The sequence below is a fragment of the Streptomyces sp. NBC_00335 genome (assembly GCF_036127095.1).
Lineage (GTDB): Bacteria > Actinomycetota > Actinomycetes > Streptomycetales > Streptomycetaceae > Streptomyces.
Genome location: NZ_CP108006.1, coordinates 6,130,219 through 6,144,450 on the forward strand (window position 1 = coordinate 6,130,219; position 14,232 = coordinate 6,144,450).

The 14,232-nt window shown below is 72.0% G+C and carries 11 protein-coding genes; 7 read left to right on the forward strand and 4 right to left on the reverse strand.

Annotated elements, in window-relative coordinates; genetic code table 11:
• Positions 1–98: 98 nt before the first annotated feature.
• Positions 99–716 carry a TetR/AcrR family transcriptional regulator C-terminal domain-containing protein gene (locus OHA37_RS27855; protein WP_266909309.1) on the reverse strand — a complete coding sequence of 206 codons (618 nt, stop codon included), beginning with the start codon at positions 714–716 and terminating at the stop codon, positions 99–101.
• A gap of 121 nt (positions 717–837) precedes the next feature.
• Here OHA37_RS27855 and OHA37_RS27860 point away from each other — a divergent pair, with 121 nt between their 5' ends.
• Positions 838–2,373: an APC family permease gene (locus OHA37_RS27860; RefSeq protein WP_266909310.1), complete on the forward strand. Its 1,536-nt coding sequence runs from the start codon at positions 838–840 to the stop codon at positions 2,371–2,373.
• A 60-nt stretch (positions 2,374–2,433) separates the two neighbouring features.
• The gene (locus OHA37_RS27865) at positions 2,434–4,035 is read left to right on the forward strand and encodes an amidohydrolase (protein ID WP_266909311.1); all 1,602 of its coding nucleotides are present in this window, start codon (positions 2,434–2,436) and stop codon (positions 4,033–4,035) included.
• Positions 4,036–4,047: 12 nt separating this feature from the next.
• On the opposite strand, the gene OHA37_RS27870 is transcribed toward OHA37_RS27865, so the two are convergent.
• The 3 genes from OHA37_RS27870 to OHA37_RS27880 all read right to left on the reverse strand — a co-directional run bounded on the left by OHA37_RS27870 (position 4,048) and on the right by OHA37_RS27880 (position 7,804).
• Positions 4,048–4,953: a phosphatase PAP2 family protein gene (locus OHA37_RS27870; RefSeq protein WP_266909312.1), complete on the reverse strand. Its 906-nt coding sequence runs from the start codon at positions 4,951–4,953 to the stop codon at positions 4,048–4,050.
• A 125-nt stretch (positions 4,954–5,078) separates the two neighbouring features.
• Positions 5,079–6,119: a LacI family DNA-binding transcriptional regulator gene (locus OHA37_RS27875; RefSeq protein WP_266909313.1), complete on the reverse strand. Its 1,041-nt coding sequence runs from the start codon at positions 6,117–6,119 to the stop codon at positions 5,079–5,081.
• Positions 6,120–6,145: 26 nt separating this feature from the next.
• A complete protein-coding gene (locus OHA37_RS27880; RefSeq protein WP_266909314.1) occupies positions 6,146–7,804 on the reverse strand; it encodes a glycoside hydrolase family 13 protein in 1,659 nt (552 codons plus the stop codon).
• Between the two features lie 220 nt (positions 7,805–8,024).
• On the opposite strand from OHA37_RS27880, the gene OHA37_RS27885 reads away from it, so the two are divergent.
• The 5 genes from OHA37_RS27885 (at position 8,025) to OHA37_RS27905 (ending at position 13,935) form a co-directional block, all read left to right on the forward strand.
• Complete coding sequence (locus OHA37_RS27885; RefSeq protein WP_266909315.1) at positions 8,025–9,302, forward strand: extracellular solute-binding protein; 1,278 nt, start codon at positions 8,025–8,027, stop codon at positions 9,300–9,302.
• A gap of 7 nt (positions 9,303–9,309) precedes the next feature.
• On the forward strand, positions 9,310–10,344 hold the full coding sequence (locus OHA37_RS27890; RefSeq protein WP_266909316.1) for a carbohydrate ABC transporter permease: 1,035 nt from the start codon (positions 9,310–9,312) through the stop codon (positions 10,342–10,344).
• Between the two features lie 62 nt (positions 10,345–10,406).
• A complete protein-coding gene (locus OHA37_RS27895) occupies positions 10,407–11,255 on the forward strand; it encodes a sugar ABC transporter permease (RefSeq protein WP_266913135.1) in 849 nt (282 codons plus the stop codon).
• Between the two features lie 74 nt (positions 11,256–11,329).
• Positions 11,330–12,931, forward strand: a complete 1,602-nt coding sequence (locus OHA37_RS27900; RefSeq protein WP_266909317.1) for a glycoside hydrolase family 13 protein — start codon at positions 11,330–11,332, stop codon at positions 12,929–12,931.
• Positions 12,928–13,935 carry a LacI family DNA-binding transcriptional regulator gene (locus OHA37_RS27905; RefSeq protein ID WP_266909318.1) on the forward strand — a complete coding sequence of 336 codons (1,008 nt, stop codon included), beginning with the start codon at positions 12,928–12,930 and terminating at the stop codon, positions 13,933–13,935. The genes OHA37_RS27900 and OHA37_RS27905 overlap by 4 nt, the downstream gene beginning before the upstream one ends.
• The last annotated feature ends 297 nt before the right edge of the window (positions 13,936–14,232 follow it).

Consider the following 14,232-nt stretch of genomic DNA (forward strand, 5'->3'; position numbering starts at 1 on the left):
CTTCTCCTGCGGGGTCCGTCCCGCGGCGCCCGCCGTGCGCCCGCGGTGCGCCCGCCGTGCGCCCGCTGAGTACGCCTGCGCACCCCGACGTCTTTCCCCTACGCGTCCGCCCCCGCCCCGCCGCGCAGGCCCCGCCCGTACGCCAGGAACGCCGTCAGGCCCACCTCGAAGGCGGCCTCCGCGCGGCCCGGGCCCTGCGCGGCCAGGGCCTGTGCGAGCAGGGGGGTGCCCGGGGTCGGCTCCCACATGGCGTCCGGGGCCGCGAGGTCCAGGGCCGAGCCCAGCACCAGGTTCTCCAGGGCCGTGAGCAGCGGCATCACCTGCTCGGCGGCGAAGCCGGCCCGCAGCAGGAGGGCGACCGCCCGTTCGTACTGCGCGAGCACCGCGGGCGCCCGTACCGGGGTGGTCATCAGCAGCGGGATGGCCCGCGGGTAGGCGGCGAAGGCGGCCCGGTACGAGCGGGCCCAGGCCTCCAGCGCCCGGTCCCAGGGCTCCGCGGAGGACAGCGGGCCGCCGTCGATCCGGGCGCACACCCGCTCGCGGATCAGCTCGATCACCCCGGCCCGGCCGTCCACGTGGTGATACAGCGACCCGGTCTGCACCCCGAGCGCACGGGCGATCTGCGGGACGCTGAACTCCCCCTGTTCAGCTAGCAGTTGCAGGGCGGCAGCGCCGATCCGCTCCCGGTCGAGCAGTGGGGTGCGTGGCCGCGCCATCGTATTTCTCCCGCCGTCAGGTCTTCCCGTACGCCAAAACCGGAGGCTACATTGCCGCAAACCGAAAGCCTTTAGGTTTTCGGGTTCCCGCCGCCTGCCGTTCGCAGAAGGGTGCTCCCGCATGCCCGAAACAGCCGAGCCGCCCCAGCCGCCCGAGCCGCCGAGATCCGGCACCGGATCCGGCGCAGGAACCGGTACCGACCTGCGCCGCGGCGCGCTCGGTACCGCCGACATCTCCTTCTTCGTCGTCTCCGCCGCCGCCCCGCTCACCGTCATGGCCGGCGTCGCCCCCGTGGCGATCCTCCTCGGCGGCGTCGGAGCCCCCGCCGGCTACCTCCTCGCCGGTCTCACCCTCGCGGTCTTCGCCGTCGGCTTCACCGCCATGAGCCGCCACGTCCGCAGCGGCGGCGCCTTCTACGCCTACATCGCCCGCGGCCTCGGCAAGCGCGTCGGCATCGGCGCCGCCCTGCTGGCCCTCATCGGCTACAACGGAATGGAGATCGGCGTCTACGGGCTCCTCGGCACCACCACCGCCGACACCGGCCGGGCCCTCGCCGGCCTCGACATCCCCTGGCTGCCCGTCTCCCTCGCCGGCCTCCTGCTCATCTGGTACGGCGGTTTCCGCTCCATCGACTTCGGCGCCAAACTGCTCGGCGTCCTGCTCGTCGCCGAGACCGGCATCCTCGTCCTGCTCGCGGGCGGCGTCCTGCTGGAGGGCGGCGCCCACGGCCTCTCCGCCGGCTCCTTCGCCCCCGGCGCGGTGCTCGTCCCCGGCACCGCCGCCGTGCTGGCCTTCGCCTTCGCCGCGTTCACCGGCTTCGAGTCCACCGTCATCTACCGCCGCGAGGCCCGCGACCCCGACCGGACCATCCCGCGCGCCACCTACATCGCCGTGGCCTTCCTCGGCCTCTTCTACGCCTTCATCGTCTGGACCGTCATCCAGGCCTTCGGCTCGGAGGAAGTCCTCGCCGCAGCCGCCGAGGACCCCGCAGGTCTCTTCTTCACCGCCATCACCACCTACGTGGGCCCCTGGGCGGCCGACCTGATGCACGTCTTCATCGTCACCAGCGTCATCGCCTCCCTCCTCGCCTTCCACAACGCCATCAACCGGTACGCGCTCGCCCTCGCCGAGGAAGGCGTCCTGCCCGCCGCCCTCGGCCGGATCCACCCGCGCCACGGCTCCCCGTACCTCGCGGGCGCGGCGCAGACCGCCCTCGGCGCCGTCGTCGTCCTCGGCTTCGCCCTCGCCGGAGCCGACCCGTACCAGCAGCTCCTGCTCTGGGTGAACACCCCCGGCATGATCGGCCTCATGGCCCTGATGCTGCTCGCCGCCATCGCCGTACCCGTCTACTTCAGCCGCGTCCGGCACGACGAGGGGCCCTGGCGGACCCTGATCGCACCCGTCGCCGCCGCCGTACTGCTGGCCGTCGCGATCTGCCTGGTCGTCTCCAAGGTGGCCCTCTTCACCGCGGCCTCCACCTCCGTCAACACCGTCCTCGTGGCCCTGGTCCCCGCCGTCTTCCTCGCCGGGCTCGCCCTCGCCCAGCGCCTGAAGACCCGCCGGCCCGAGGTGTACGCGCGGTTCGCGGAGGAGCCGGCCGGGTCAGCGGCGCCCGCGGTGCACGCAGCGCCCGCAACGCCGGTAGCGAGCCCATAGCCCGCAGCCCGCAGCACCCGTACGGCCCGACCAGCCCGAACCCCCGCAAGGAGCAGAACCGTGCCCGCTGCCGACACCATCCTCACCGGAGCCCGCGTCCGCACCCTCGACCCCGCCCGCCCCGAGGCCCAGGCGGTGGCCGTCCTCGGCGGCGAGATCGTCGCCGTCGGCGACGAGGCCGACGTCCGCGACTGGCGCGGCCCCGGCACCGAAACCGTCGACCTCGGCGGAGCCACCCTCACCCCCGGCCTCACCGACGCCCACAGCCACCCCGTCTGGGGCATCGAGATGGCCGGCGGTACGGACCTCTCCGCCGTCACCGACCTGGAGCAGCTCCGCGCCGCCCTGCGCACCGCCGAGCGGGGCCCCGGCGGCTGGGTCACCGGCTTCGGCCTCGACCACAACGCCTTCGGCGGCCGCCCCGTCGACAAGGCCCTGATCGAGGAGGCCCTCGCCGGCGCCCCCGCCTTCCTGCGCCTCTACGACGCCCACTCCGCCCTCGTCTCCGGTGCGGCCCTGGCCGCCGCCGGCATCACGGGCCCGCGCTCCTTCGCCCAGCGCTCCGAGATCGTCTGCGACACCGACGGGCGCCCCACCGGCCACCTCGTCGAGCACGCCGCGATGGACCTGGTCGGCGCCCTCGTGCCGAAGCTCACGTCCGCCGAGCGCCGCGAGCGCCTCACCCGGCTGCTCGCCGACATGGCCACCACCGGCCTGACCGCCGCCCACGTGATGGACCTCGGCGACGGAGACGTACCGGCCCTGCTCGCGACGGCGGAGTACGAGGGCGACCTGGCGCTGCGCCTGAACCTGTCGCCCTGGTGCATGCCGGGCGTCGGCGCGGACGACCTGGACGAGCTGATCGGGCTCCAGCGGCTCGCCGGCCGCCACTGGAAGATCGGCGGGGTGAAGTTCTTCATGGACGGCACCGTCGAGGGCGGCACCGCCTGGCTGGAGCACGCCGACTGCCACGGCCAGGGCACCGAAGCCTTCTGGCCCGACCCGCAGGCGTACAGCGAGGCGGTACGGGTCCTCGACGCGGCCGGGGTGCGCACCGCGACCCACGCCATCGGCGACGCCGCCGTCCGCCACGTCCTGGACACCGTGGCCTCGCTGGGCGGGCGGGGGCGCATGCGGCACCGGATCGAGCACATCGAGACGGTCCCGGACGGCCAGCTGAAGCGGTTCGCGGAACTCGGCGTGATCGCCTCCATGCAGCCGCCGCACACCTCGTGCACCCGGGCCGACCACAGCGACGAGTGGTCCACGCGGCTGGGGGAGGAGCGGGCCGGCCACGCCTGGCGCTGCCGGGACCTGCGCGAGGCCGGCGCGGTGCTCGCCCTCGGCTCGGACTGGCCCGTCGCGCACTACGACGCCCGCCAGGTACTGGCGGACGCCCGCAGCCCGCACGGCGCGGCCTCGGCCGGTACGGGGGCCTGGACCGGGGCGGCCCTGACCGGGCTGATGGCCCTGGAGGGCATGACCTCGCACGCCGCGCTGGCGGCGGGGGAGGGAGCGGTGGCGGGCCGGATCGCGGCCGGCTTCCGGGCGGACCTGACCGCCTTCGGCCTGGACCCGGTGGAGGCTCCGGCGGACGAGCTGGCCGGGGCGCCGGTCCGGCTCACCATGTCGGGAGGCCGGATCACCCACCGGGAGGGGTGAGGGGGCCGGGGCTCAGCGCCGGAAGCGGCCCAGCGCCGGATGGTTCAGGACGGCCGCCGCCACCGGGTGGCGGCCGGTCTCCTCGGGCCGGCGCGGCAGCCGGTGCGGGAGGGAGCCGTACCAGGCGCGGGAGACGGTGTAGCCGAAGGCCAGGCAGAGCATGCCGCCGACGGCGTCGAGCCAGAAGTGGTTGGCGGTGGCCACGATCACGACCAGCGTCGCCGTCGGGTAGAGCAGGCCCAGGATCCGGGCCCAGGGGGCGGAGGCGACCGCGAAGATCGTCAGCCCGCACCAGAGCGACCACCCTATGTGCATGGAGGGCATGGCGGCGTACTGGTTCGACATGTGCTTGAGGTTCCCCGAGGCCATGGAGCCCCAGGTGTGGTGGACCAGCACGGTGTCGACGAAGTTCTGCCCGTTCATCAGCCGGGGCGGCGCGAGCGGGTAGAAGTAGTAGCCGACCAGGGCCACGCCCGTGGTGGCGAAGAGGACGAGCCGCGTCGCCGCGTAACGCCCGGGATGAAAGCGGTAGATCCAGACCAGCACGCCGATGGTCACGACGAAGTGGAGGGTGGCGTAGTAGTAGTTCATGCCCACCACGAGCCAGGTCACCGCATTGACGGCGTGGTTGACCCTCTCCTCGACGGCGATGCCGAGCGCCTGCTCCGCCTTCCAGATCCAGTCGGCGTTCGCGAGCGCGGCCGCCTTCTGCTCGGGCACGGCGTTGCGGATCAGCGAGTAGGTCCAGTAGCTGACCGCGATCAGCAGGACCTCGAACCAGATCCGGGGTCGCCGGGGGACGCGCATCCTGGAGAGCAGTGCACGCTCGGACGACGCCGGGCGGTCATGGCTCTCGGTCACGGGGGGTGACGAGACGTCCGTCCGGGTATCCAGTGTCTTCACGCTCGCTTCACCCATAGGAAAAGAGTCTGCCAGACGCGGACTCGCCTCCGATCATCCCTTGGGACGGTCTTGGCCGCAGCCCCTCCGCCTCGGGGACGAGGGGAGGCCTTGTGTCCCTAGGGGAAACGGCAGGGGCGCCCTCAGGGGCGTGCGGTCCCGCGGCCCTGCTGGGGGCCCGAAGCGGTCGAACCGCGGACGACCAGCTCGGGCAGGAACACGAACTCGCTGTGCGGGGCCGGCGTACCGCCGATCTCCTCCAGCAGGGTCCGTACCGCGGCCTGGCCCATGGCCTGCACGGGCTGGCGGATGGTGGTCAGCGGCGGATCCGTGAACGCTATGAGCGGGGAGTCGTCGAAGCCGACCACCGACACGTCCTGCGGGACCTTGAGCCCCTGCTGGCGCGCCGCCCGGATCGCCCCGAGCGCCATCATGTCGCTCGCGCACACCACCGCGGTGCAGCCGCGCGAGATCAGCGCGGCCGCGGCGGCCTGGCCGCCCTCCAGCGTGTAGAGGGAGTGCTGGATCAGCTCCTCGACCTCTTCCTCGCCGAGCCCGAGCCGCTCCTTCATGCCGAGGCGGAAGCCCTCGATCTTGCGGAGCACCGGCACGAACCGCTTGGGCCCGACCGCCAGCCCGATCCGGGTGTGCCCGAGCGCGGTCAGGTGGGTCACCGCGAGCTGCATCGCGGCCCGGTCGTCGGGGGAGACGAAGGGGGCCTGCACCTTGTCGGAGAAGCCGTTGATGAGGACGTACGGGACGCCCTGTCCGCGGAGTTGGTCGTAGCGGCCCATGTCGGCCGTGGTGTCCGCGTGCAGCCCGGAGACGAAGATGATCCCGGAGACCCCGCGTTCGACGAGCATCTCCACGAGCTCGTCCTCCGTGGACCCGCCGGGCGTCTGCGTGGCCAGCACCGGGGTGTAGCCCTGCCGGGTCAGCGCCTGGCCGATGACCTGGGCGAGCGCCGGGAAGATGGGGTTGTCGAGCTCGGGGGTTATCAGGCCGACGAGTCCCGCGCTGCGCTGGCGCAGTCGTACGGGGCGTTCGTAGCCGAGCACGTCGAGGGCGGCCAGCACGGATTCACGGGTGCCTGCGGCCACACCGGGCTTGCCGTTGAGCACGCGGCTGACTGTGGCTTCGCTGACCCCCGCCTGGGCTGCGATGTCGGCTAGCCGTGCGGTCACGGGATTGGACTGTACCGGTCGGACGTTCACAATGACCACCACGTGCACGAATCCGGGGGAAGCCGGACGGTGCGGCCGTCCGTCTCCACCGGGGCACTGGACAGGACGGGGCGTCCGGGCGAGGGCATTTCGAGCGGGACCGGGCGTGTGTTGAGCGTGCACGCGAAGCCGGGGCGGGTGAAGAGCAGCGCCCCCTCGGGCGCGGGCAGCCACTGCATCCCCGGCTCCGCGGCCCCTTCCTGCGCCCCGCCCCCTTCCGCGTCCGGGAGCCCCGCCTCCGGTGCCCCGAGGCCCGGCATCGCGCGGCGCAGTTCCAGGGCTGCGCGGTAGAGCTCCAGGGTGGAGTGGGGGTCGCCGGTCTGCGCGGCGACGCTGAGCCCGCCCCAGCCGGCCGGCTGCGGGAGCCAGCTCCCGGCCGGCCCGAAGTCGTACGGGGGCTCCTCGCCGGACCACGGGATCGGCACCCGGCAGCCGTCGCGCAGCCCGTCCTGCCCGGCGCTGCGGGTGAAGGCCGGGTCCCGGCGGGCGGAGTCCGGGAGGTCGGTCACCTCGGGGAGGCCGAGCTCCTCTCCCTGGTAGACGTACGCCGATCCGGGCAGGGCCAGCATCAGCAGCGCGGCCGCCCGCGCCCGGGCCAGGCTGCCGTAGCGGGTGCGGTGCCGTACGACGTCGTGGTTGGACAGCACCCAGGTCGTCGGGGCGCCGACCGAGGCGGTGGCGGCGAGGGACTCGTCGATGACGGTCCGCAGTGCGGTGGTGTCCCAGGGGCAGTTCAGGAAGCGGAAGTTGAAGGCCTGGTGCAGTTCGTCGGGGCGGACGTAGAGCGCGAGCCGCTCGGAGGTGGGCGCCCAGGCCTCGGCGACCCCGATGCGCGGGACCTCGTAGGAATCGAGCAGCCGCCGCCAGGAGCGGTGGATCGCGTGGACGCCGTCCTGGTCGAAGAAGGGGAGCGGCTCGATGCCGATGAGGGTGGCCTGCGCGCCGCGGCCGATGTCCGGCAGGCCCGGGGCCTTGACCATGCCGTGCGCCACGTCCACCCGGAACCCGTCGACGCCGAGGTCGAGCCAGAACCGCAGGACGGCGGAGAATTCCTCGGCGACCTCCGGGTTCTCCCAGTTCAGGTCGGGCTGCTCGGGGGCGAAGAGGTGCAGGTACCAGGCGCCGTCCGGGGTCCGGGTCCAGGCGGGGCCGCCGAAGACCGACTCCCAGTCGTTGGGCGGGAGCTCCCCGGCGGGCCCCCGGCCCGGGTGGAAGTGGTAGCGGGCCCGGGCTCCCGGCTCCCCGGCCAGCGCCGCCCGGAACCAGACGTGCTGCTCGGAGGTGTGGTTCGGGACCACGTCCACGATGACCCGCAGCCCCAGTGCGTGTGCGGCGCGGATGAGGTCGTCGGCGTCGGCGAGGTCACCGAAGAGCGGGTCGACGGCCCGGTAGTCGGCGACGTCGTAGCCGCCGTCGGCCTGCGGGGAGACGTAGAAGGGGGTCAGCCACACCGCGTCGACCCCGAGCCGGGCCAGATGGGGCAGGTGCTCGCGGACCCCGCGCAGGTCCCCGATCCCGTCGCCGTCGCTGTCGGCGAAGGAGCGGACGTATACCTGATAGATGACGGCATCGCGCCACCAGCCGCCGCTCGCGGTGGCGTTGCTGGAAGCGCTTGCAAGCCGGGAGGCGGTCAACTCGTGGGTCATATCGGGTCAACGCGTGTACACACCCCCTGGTTGCGGGCCCGGACAGTCGAAGAGGGTTCGAACTAACAGCAAGCTGCGGCAACCGTCCGGACACGCAGATGTAACGATCACCCCTTCTTGCAGAAAGTTCCCGCAAGGTCTTTCGGTCGGCTTTCAGGCTTGTTACGTTCTCGGCAACTCGGAACCGCGAGGCGCGGCCGGGATCATCGAAGGAGTTCATATGCGGCGTGGCATAGCGGCCACCGCGCTGGTCGCGGCTCTGGCGCTCGCGGCGACGGCTTGCGGCGGTGACACCAAGGACGGCGGCAACAGCGGCGCCAAGGCCGACGGGGAGCTCTCCGGCACGGTCACGTGGTGGGACACCTCGAACGACGCCGAGAAGGCGTCCTTCCAGAAGATCGCCGAGGCGTTCACCGCCAAGCACCCCAAGGTGACCGTCAAGTACGTCAACGTTCCGTACGGCGACGCGCAGAACAAGGTCAAGAACGCCTTCAGCAGCGGCTCCGAGGCCCCCGACGTGATCCGCGCCGACGTGGGCTGGGTCGCCGACTTCGCCTCCCTCGGCTACCTCGCCGAGGTCCCGGCGGACACGGCCAAGAAGGTCGACGCCGACTTCCTGCCCCAGGCCGCGGCCAGCGGCAAGTTCGAGGGCAAGACCTACGCCGTCCCGCAGGTCATCGACACCATGGGCCTCTTCTACAACAAGAAGATGCTCGCCGACGCCGGCGTCGAGCCCCCGAAGACGCTGGAAGAGGTGAAGACCGCCGCCGCGGCCATCAAGGCCAAGACCGGCAAGGCCGGCCTCTACCTGCGCGGCGACGACTCCTACTGGTTCCTCCCCCTCATCTACGGAGAGGGCGGCGACCTCGTCGACGCGAAGACCAAGACGGTCACCGTCGACAACGCGGCGGGCGTCAAGGCCTTCAAGACCGCCCGCGACCTGGTCACCTCGGGCGCGGCGATCACCAACGCCACCGACGGCTGGGCCAACATGCAGACCGCCTTCAAGTCGGGCGAGGCCGCGATGATGATCAACGGTCCCTGGGCCGTGGCCGACAGCTACGCGGGCGACCAGTTCAAGGACAAGGCCAACCTCGGCATCGCCCCGGTCCCGGCCGGCTCGGTCAAGGCGGGCGCCCCGCAGGGCGGCCACGACCTCGCCGTCTACGCGGGCTCCAAGAACATCGCCGCCGCGAACGCCTTCGTCGACTACATGACCTCGCAGGAGGTGCAGGTCCAGTCCGCCAAGGAGCTGAGCCTGCTCCCGACCCGGACGGCCGCCTACGAGCAGCCCGAGGTCAAGGCCAGCGAGATGGTGCAGTTCTTCAAGCCGGCCGTGGACAAGGCCGTCGAGCGCGCCTGGATCCCGGAGAACGGATCCCTCTTCGCGCCGCTCCAGGTCGAATACACCAAGGCGATCACCGGGGCGTCGAGCCCGGAGGACGCGGCCAAGGCGGCCGGCGTCGAATTCCGCAAGATCCTCAAGGGCTGGAAGTAACGAAACCATGGCTGCTCACACCAGCCAGTCTGTGGCGAAGGCCGCGGGCGGCGAGACCGGTCCTGACACCGGTCCCGCCGCCCGCGGCCGGAGCCGCAGGACTGACAACAGGAACCGTCCCGGGTTGAAGCGGGCCCTCGCCACGCACTGGTACGCCTGGGCCATGATCACCCCCGTGGTGCTCGTGCTCGGCGTGATCATCGGCTGGCCCCTGGTCCGCGGCGTCTACCTGTCGCTGACCGACGCCACCGAACGCAACGTCAGCCGCACCATCGGCGCGAACCACATCGAGGCGACGTACGAGTTCATCGGACTCGACAACTACGCCGACGTCCTCGCCGACCCGGTGTTCCTGCAGCGGCTGGTGTGGACGGTCCTGTGGACCGTCGCCTGCGTCTCGATCACCTTCGCGCTCGGCCTGGGCCTCGCCACGGTGCTCAACCGCGAGTTCAGGGGACGCTCCGCCTACCGGATGGCACTCATCCTGCCCTGGGCCGTACCCGGATTCGTCTCCGTCTTCGCGTGGCGGTTCCTCTTCAACCGCGACAACGGCATCCTCAACAAGATCCTCGAAGGCGGCGGCATCTCCGCCGTCCCGTGGCTCGACGACCCGACCTGGGCCAAGATCGCGGTCATCTCCGTCAACGTCTGGCTCGGCGTCCCCTTCATGATGGTCGCCCTGCTCGGCGGCATGCAGTCCATCCCCGGCGAGCTCTACGAGGCGGCCGAGATGGACGGGGCGACCCCCTGGCAGCGGTTCCGCCACATCACCCTGCCGGGACTGCGCACGGTCAGCATGACCGTGATCCTGCTCTCCACCATCTGGACCTTCAACATGTTCCCGGTGATCTTCCTGCTCACCCGGGGCGGCCCGGGTGACTCCACCGAGATCCTGGTGACCCAGGCCTTCCGCGAGGCGTTCGTGTCGAGCCCGCGCGACTTCGCGGTCTCGGCGACCTGGGGCGTACTGATCCTCCTGCTGCTCACGATGTTCGCGCTGGTTTACCGGCGCTCGCTGCGCAAGCAGGGAGAGGTGTGGTGACCGTGACGACCAACTCCGCGAGTCCCGCGAGTTCCGAGAAGTCCGCGAGTGCCGCGAGTGCCGTGAAGGCGGCCTCCGTCCGCCCGCGCGGCAAGCGTTCCCCGCTCGCCTCCGCCGGGCTGCACGCCACCCTGGCCGTCGCCGCCGTGATCGCCGTCTTCCCGGTGCTGTGGGTCCTGCTGACCTCGCTCAAGCCCGCGAAGCACGCCATCTCCACGGACTTCGTCAAGGAACCCACCCTCGACAACTACAGCTACCTGCTGGAGTCGACTTCCTTCCTGTCCTGGTTCGGCAACTCCGTCCTGGTCGCCGGCATCACCACCGTCCTCGGGGTGTTCATCGCCGCCACCACCGGATACGCCGTCAGCCGCTTCAAGTTCCCCGGAATGAAGCCGCTGATGTGGACCCTGCTCATCACGCAGATGTTCCCGATGGCCATCCTCATCGTCCCGCTCTACAACCTCATGGGCGACCTCGGGCTGCTGAACCAGCCGCTCGGCCTGGTGATCACCTACCTCACCATCGCCGTGCCGTTCTGCGCCTGGATGATGAAGGGCTTCTTCGACACCATCCCGGTCGAGATCGACGAATCCGGCCGTGTCGACGGGCTCAACCCCTTCGGCACCTTCTGGCGCCTGATCCTGCCGCTCGCCAAGCCCGGCCTCGCCGTCACCGGCTTCTACGCCTTCATCACCGCCTGGGGCGAGGTCGCGTACGCCTCCGCCTTCATGGTCGGCGAAGAGAACCTCACGCTGGCCGGCGGCCTGCAGACCTTCGTCACCCAGTACACCTCCAACTGGGGCGCGATGAGCGCGGCTTCCATCCTCATCGCCATCCCCGCGGCCTTCTTCTTCCTCTTCGCCCAGCGTCACCTCGTCGCCGGGATGACGGCAGGCGCGACCAAGGGCTGACCAGCCCCGCGCGCACGGGCCGACCACCCGGTGCCTGCCCCCTCTCACCCCCGGCCCGATCTCCCAAGGACGACATGACCCAGCACCTCGCCGACGCCTTCCCCACCTCCACCGGCACCCAGCCCGGCTGGTGGAGAGAAGCGGTGATCTACCAGGTCTATCCGCGCAGCTTCGCCGACTCCAACGGAGACGGCATGGGGGACCTCGAAGGCATCCGCAGCCGACTGCCCTACCTCAAGGAACTCGGCGTCGACGCCGTGTGGCTCAGCCCCTTCTACGCCTCCCCGCAGGCCGACGCGGGCTACGACGTCGCCGACTACCGGGCCATCGACCCGATGTTCGGCAGCCTCCACGACGCCGACGCCGTCATCCGCGAAGCCCACGCGCTGGACCTGCGGATCATCGTGGACCTGGTCCCCAACCACTGCTCCGACCAGCACGAATGGTTCAAGCAGGCGCTGCGCGAGGGCCCGGGGTCCCCGCTGCGCGAACGCTTCCACTTCCGCGCGGGCCAGGGCGACGGCGGCGCCCTGCCCCCCAACGACTGGGAGTCCATCTTCGGCGGGCCCGCCTGGACCCGAGTCGCCGACGGGGAGTGGTACCTGCACCTCTTCGCCCCCGAGCAGCCCGACTTCAACTGGGAACACCCCGCCGTCCAGGACGAGTTCCGCTCGATCCTGCGCTTCTGGCTCGACCTCGGCGCCGACGGCTTCCGCATCGACGTGGCCCACGGCCTGGTCAAGGCTCCCGGCCTGCCCGACCTCGGCCGCGGCGAACAGCTCAAGCTGCTCGGCAACCAGGTGCTGCCCTTCTTCGACCAAGACGGCGTCCACGAGATCTACCGCTCCTGGCGCCGGGTCCTCGACGAGTACGCCGGCGACCGCATCGGCGTGGCCGAGGCCTGGACGCCGAGCGCCGACCGGACGGCCATGTACCTGCGGCCCGACGAACTGCACCAGGCCTTCAACTTCCACTACCTGAACACCGGATGGGACGCGAAGGCGCTGCGCGCCACCATCGACGAGTCCCTGGACGCGATGCGCCCGGTGGGCGCGCCGACGACGTGGGTGCTGTCGAACCACGACGTCGTACGCCACGTCACGCGCTACGGCGGCGGGGCCGAGGGCCTGGCCCGGGCGCGGGCGGCCGCGCTGCTGATGCTGGCCCTGCCCGGTTCCGCGTACGTCTACCAGGGCGAGGAGCTCGGCCTGCCGGAGGTGCTGGACCTGCCGGACGGGGTGCGGCAGGACCCGGCCTTCGCCCGCGGCGCCGGGCAGGACGGGCTGCGCGACGGCTGCCGCGTACCGATCCCGTGGTCGGGCACCGAGGCCCCGTACGGCTTCGGCGAGGGCGGCAGCTGGCTGCCGCAGCCGGCCGAGTGGGCGGGCCTGAGCGTGGCCGCGCAGACCGGCGACCCCCACTCCACCCTGGAGCTCTACCGCGCCGCGCTGCGCCTGCGCCGTTCGCACCCGGAGCTGGGGGCCGGCGACGCGGTGGAGTGGCTCCAGGCTCCGGCCGGCGTCCTGGCCTTCCGCCGGGGGGACTTCACCTGCACGGTCAACACCACGGCCGAGCCGGTACGGATGCCCGCGCCGGGCACCGTACTGCTGGCGAGCGGGCCCCTGCCCGACCCGTCGGAGCTGCCGGCCGACACGGCGGTGTGGTGGCGGGGATGACCTCCCCGCTGCGGCTGACGGACATCGCCGCGCAGGCCGCGGTCAGCGAGGCGACCGTCAGCCGCGTGCTCAACGGCAAGGCGGGCGTGGCGTCCGGCACCCGGCACAAGGTGCTGGCCGCCATGGACCTGCTGGGCTACGAACGCCCGGTCCGGCTGCGCCGGCGCAGCAACGGGCTGGTGGGCCTGCTGACCCCGGAGCTCACCAACCCGATCTTCCCGGCGTTCGCCCAGGTCATCGAGCAGACCCTGGCGGGCCACGGCTACACCCCGGTGCTGTGCACGCAGACCCCTGGGGGAGCCACCGAGGACGAACTGGTGGAGCAGCTGGAGGAACGCGGGGTCACCGGCATCGTGTTCCTGTCCGGGCTGCACGCGGACTCCTCGGCGGACCCTTCGCGCTACCAGCGGCTGGCGGCGCGGGGGGTCCCGTTCGTGCTGATCAACGGCTTCAACGAGCAGGTCCAGGCCCCCTTCATCTCCCCGGACGACCGCGCGGCGGCGGAGATGGCGGTCCGCCACCTGGAGGACCTGGGCCACCGCAGGATCGGCCTGGCCATCGGCCCTACGCGGTACGTGCCGTCGGCGCGGAAGGAAGCGGGTTTCATCGCCGCCCTCCCGTCGGCTGCGGCCGAAGGCCTGATCCAGCGCACCCTGTTCACGGTCGAGGGCGGCCACGCGGCGGGCGGAGCCCTACTGGACCGGGGCTGCACGGGCATCGTCTGCGGCAGCGACCCGATGGCCCTGGGCGTCATACGAGCGGCCCGCGAGCGGGGGCTGCGCGTCCCGGAGGACATCTCGGTCGTCGGCTTCGACGACTCCCCGCTGATCGCCTTCACGGACCCCCCGCTGACGACGGTCCGCCAACCGGTCCGCGCCATGGCCACGGCAGCGGTGGGCGCCCTCCTGGAGGCGGTCGCCGGCACCCCGGTCCAGCGGACCGAGTACGTGTTCCAGCCGGAGCTGGTGGTCCGGGGGTCCACCGGGCAGGGGCCGGGGGAGTAGGGGAGGGGGGCTTGTGCTGCGGGTCGGTTGGGCTGCGGGCTGGGCGGTGGCTGCGTGGGGTTCCGGGGGGCGTCCCGGCAGTCCAGTGTCCTTTCGGTGTGGGCCGGTCCCTCAAGGGCGCTCCCTGCGGTCGCGTCGCTTCGCGATGGCCTTCGGCCACCCTTGACCGACCGACCCACACCGAAACGCCACAAGACTTCCGGGATCCCCCCGGGGAATGGCCGGGGGAGGACCTTGGGAGGGGCGGCCTCGTCTGAGTTGCGCAGCCCCCTTTGGTCGGTGGGCATCTGTGCACGG

Excerpts from the sequence above, each read along its gene's own strand:
- OHA37_RS27905 (WP_266909318.1), top strand. The coding sequence starts at position 12,928 with ATGACCTCCCCGCTGCGGCTGACGGACATCGCCGCGCAGGCCGCGGTC.
- OHA37_RS27900 (WP_266909317.1), top strand. The coding sequence starts at position 11,330 with ATGACCCAGCACCTCGCCGACGCCTTCCCCACCTCCACCGGCACCCAG.
- OHA37_RS27890 (WP_266909316.1), top strand. The coding sequence starts at position 9,310 with ATGGCTGCTCACACCAGCCAGTCTGTGGCGAAGGCCGCGGGCGGCGAG.
- OHA37_RS27880 (WP_266909314.1), bottom strand. The coding sequence starts at position 7,804 with ATGACCCACGAGTTGACCGCCTCCCGGCTTGCAAGCGCTTCCAGCAAC.
- OHA37_RS27855 (WP_266909309.1), bottom strand. The coding sequence starts at position 716 with ATGGCGCGGCCACGCACCCCACTGCTCGACCGGGAGCGGATCGGCGCT.
- OHA37_RS27885 (WP_266909315.1), top strand. The coding sequence starts at position 8,025 with ATGCGGCGTGGCATAGCGGCCACCGCGCTGGTCGCGGCTCTGGCGCTC.
- OHA37_RS27870 (WP_266909312.1), bottom strand. The coding sequence starts at position 4,953 with ATGGGTGAAGCGAGCGTGAAGACACTGGATACCCGGACGGACGTCTCG.
- OHA37_RS27860 (WP_266909310.1), top strand. The coding sequence starts at position 838 with ATGCCCGAAACAGCCGAGCCGCCCCAGCCGCCCGAGCCGCCGAGATCC.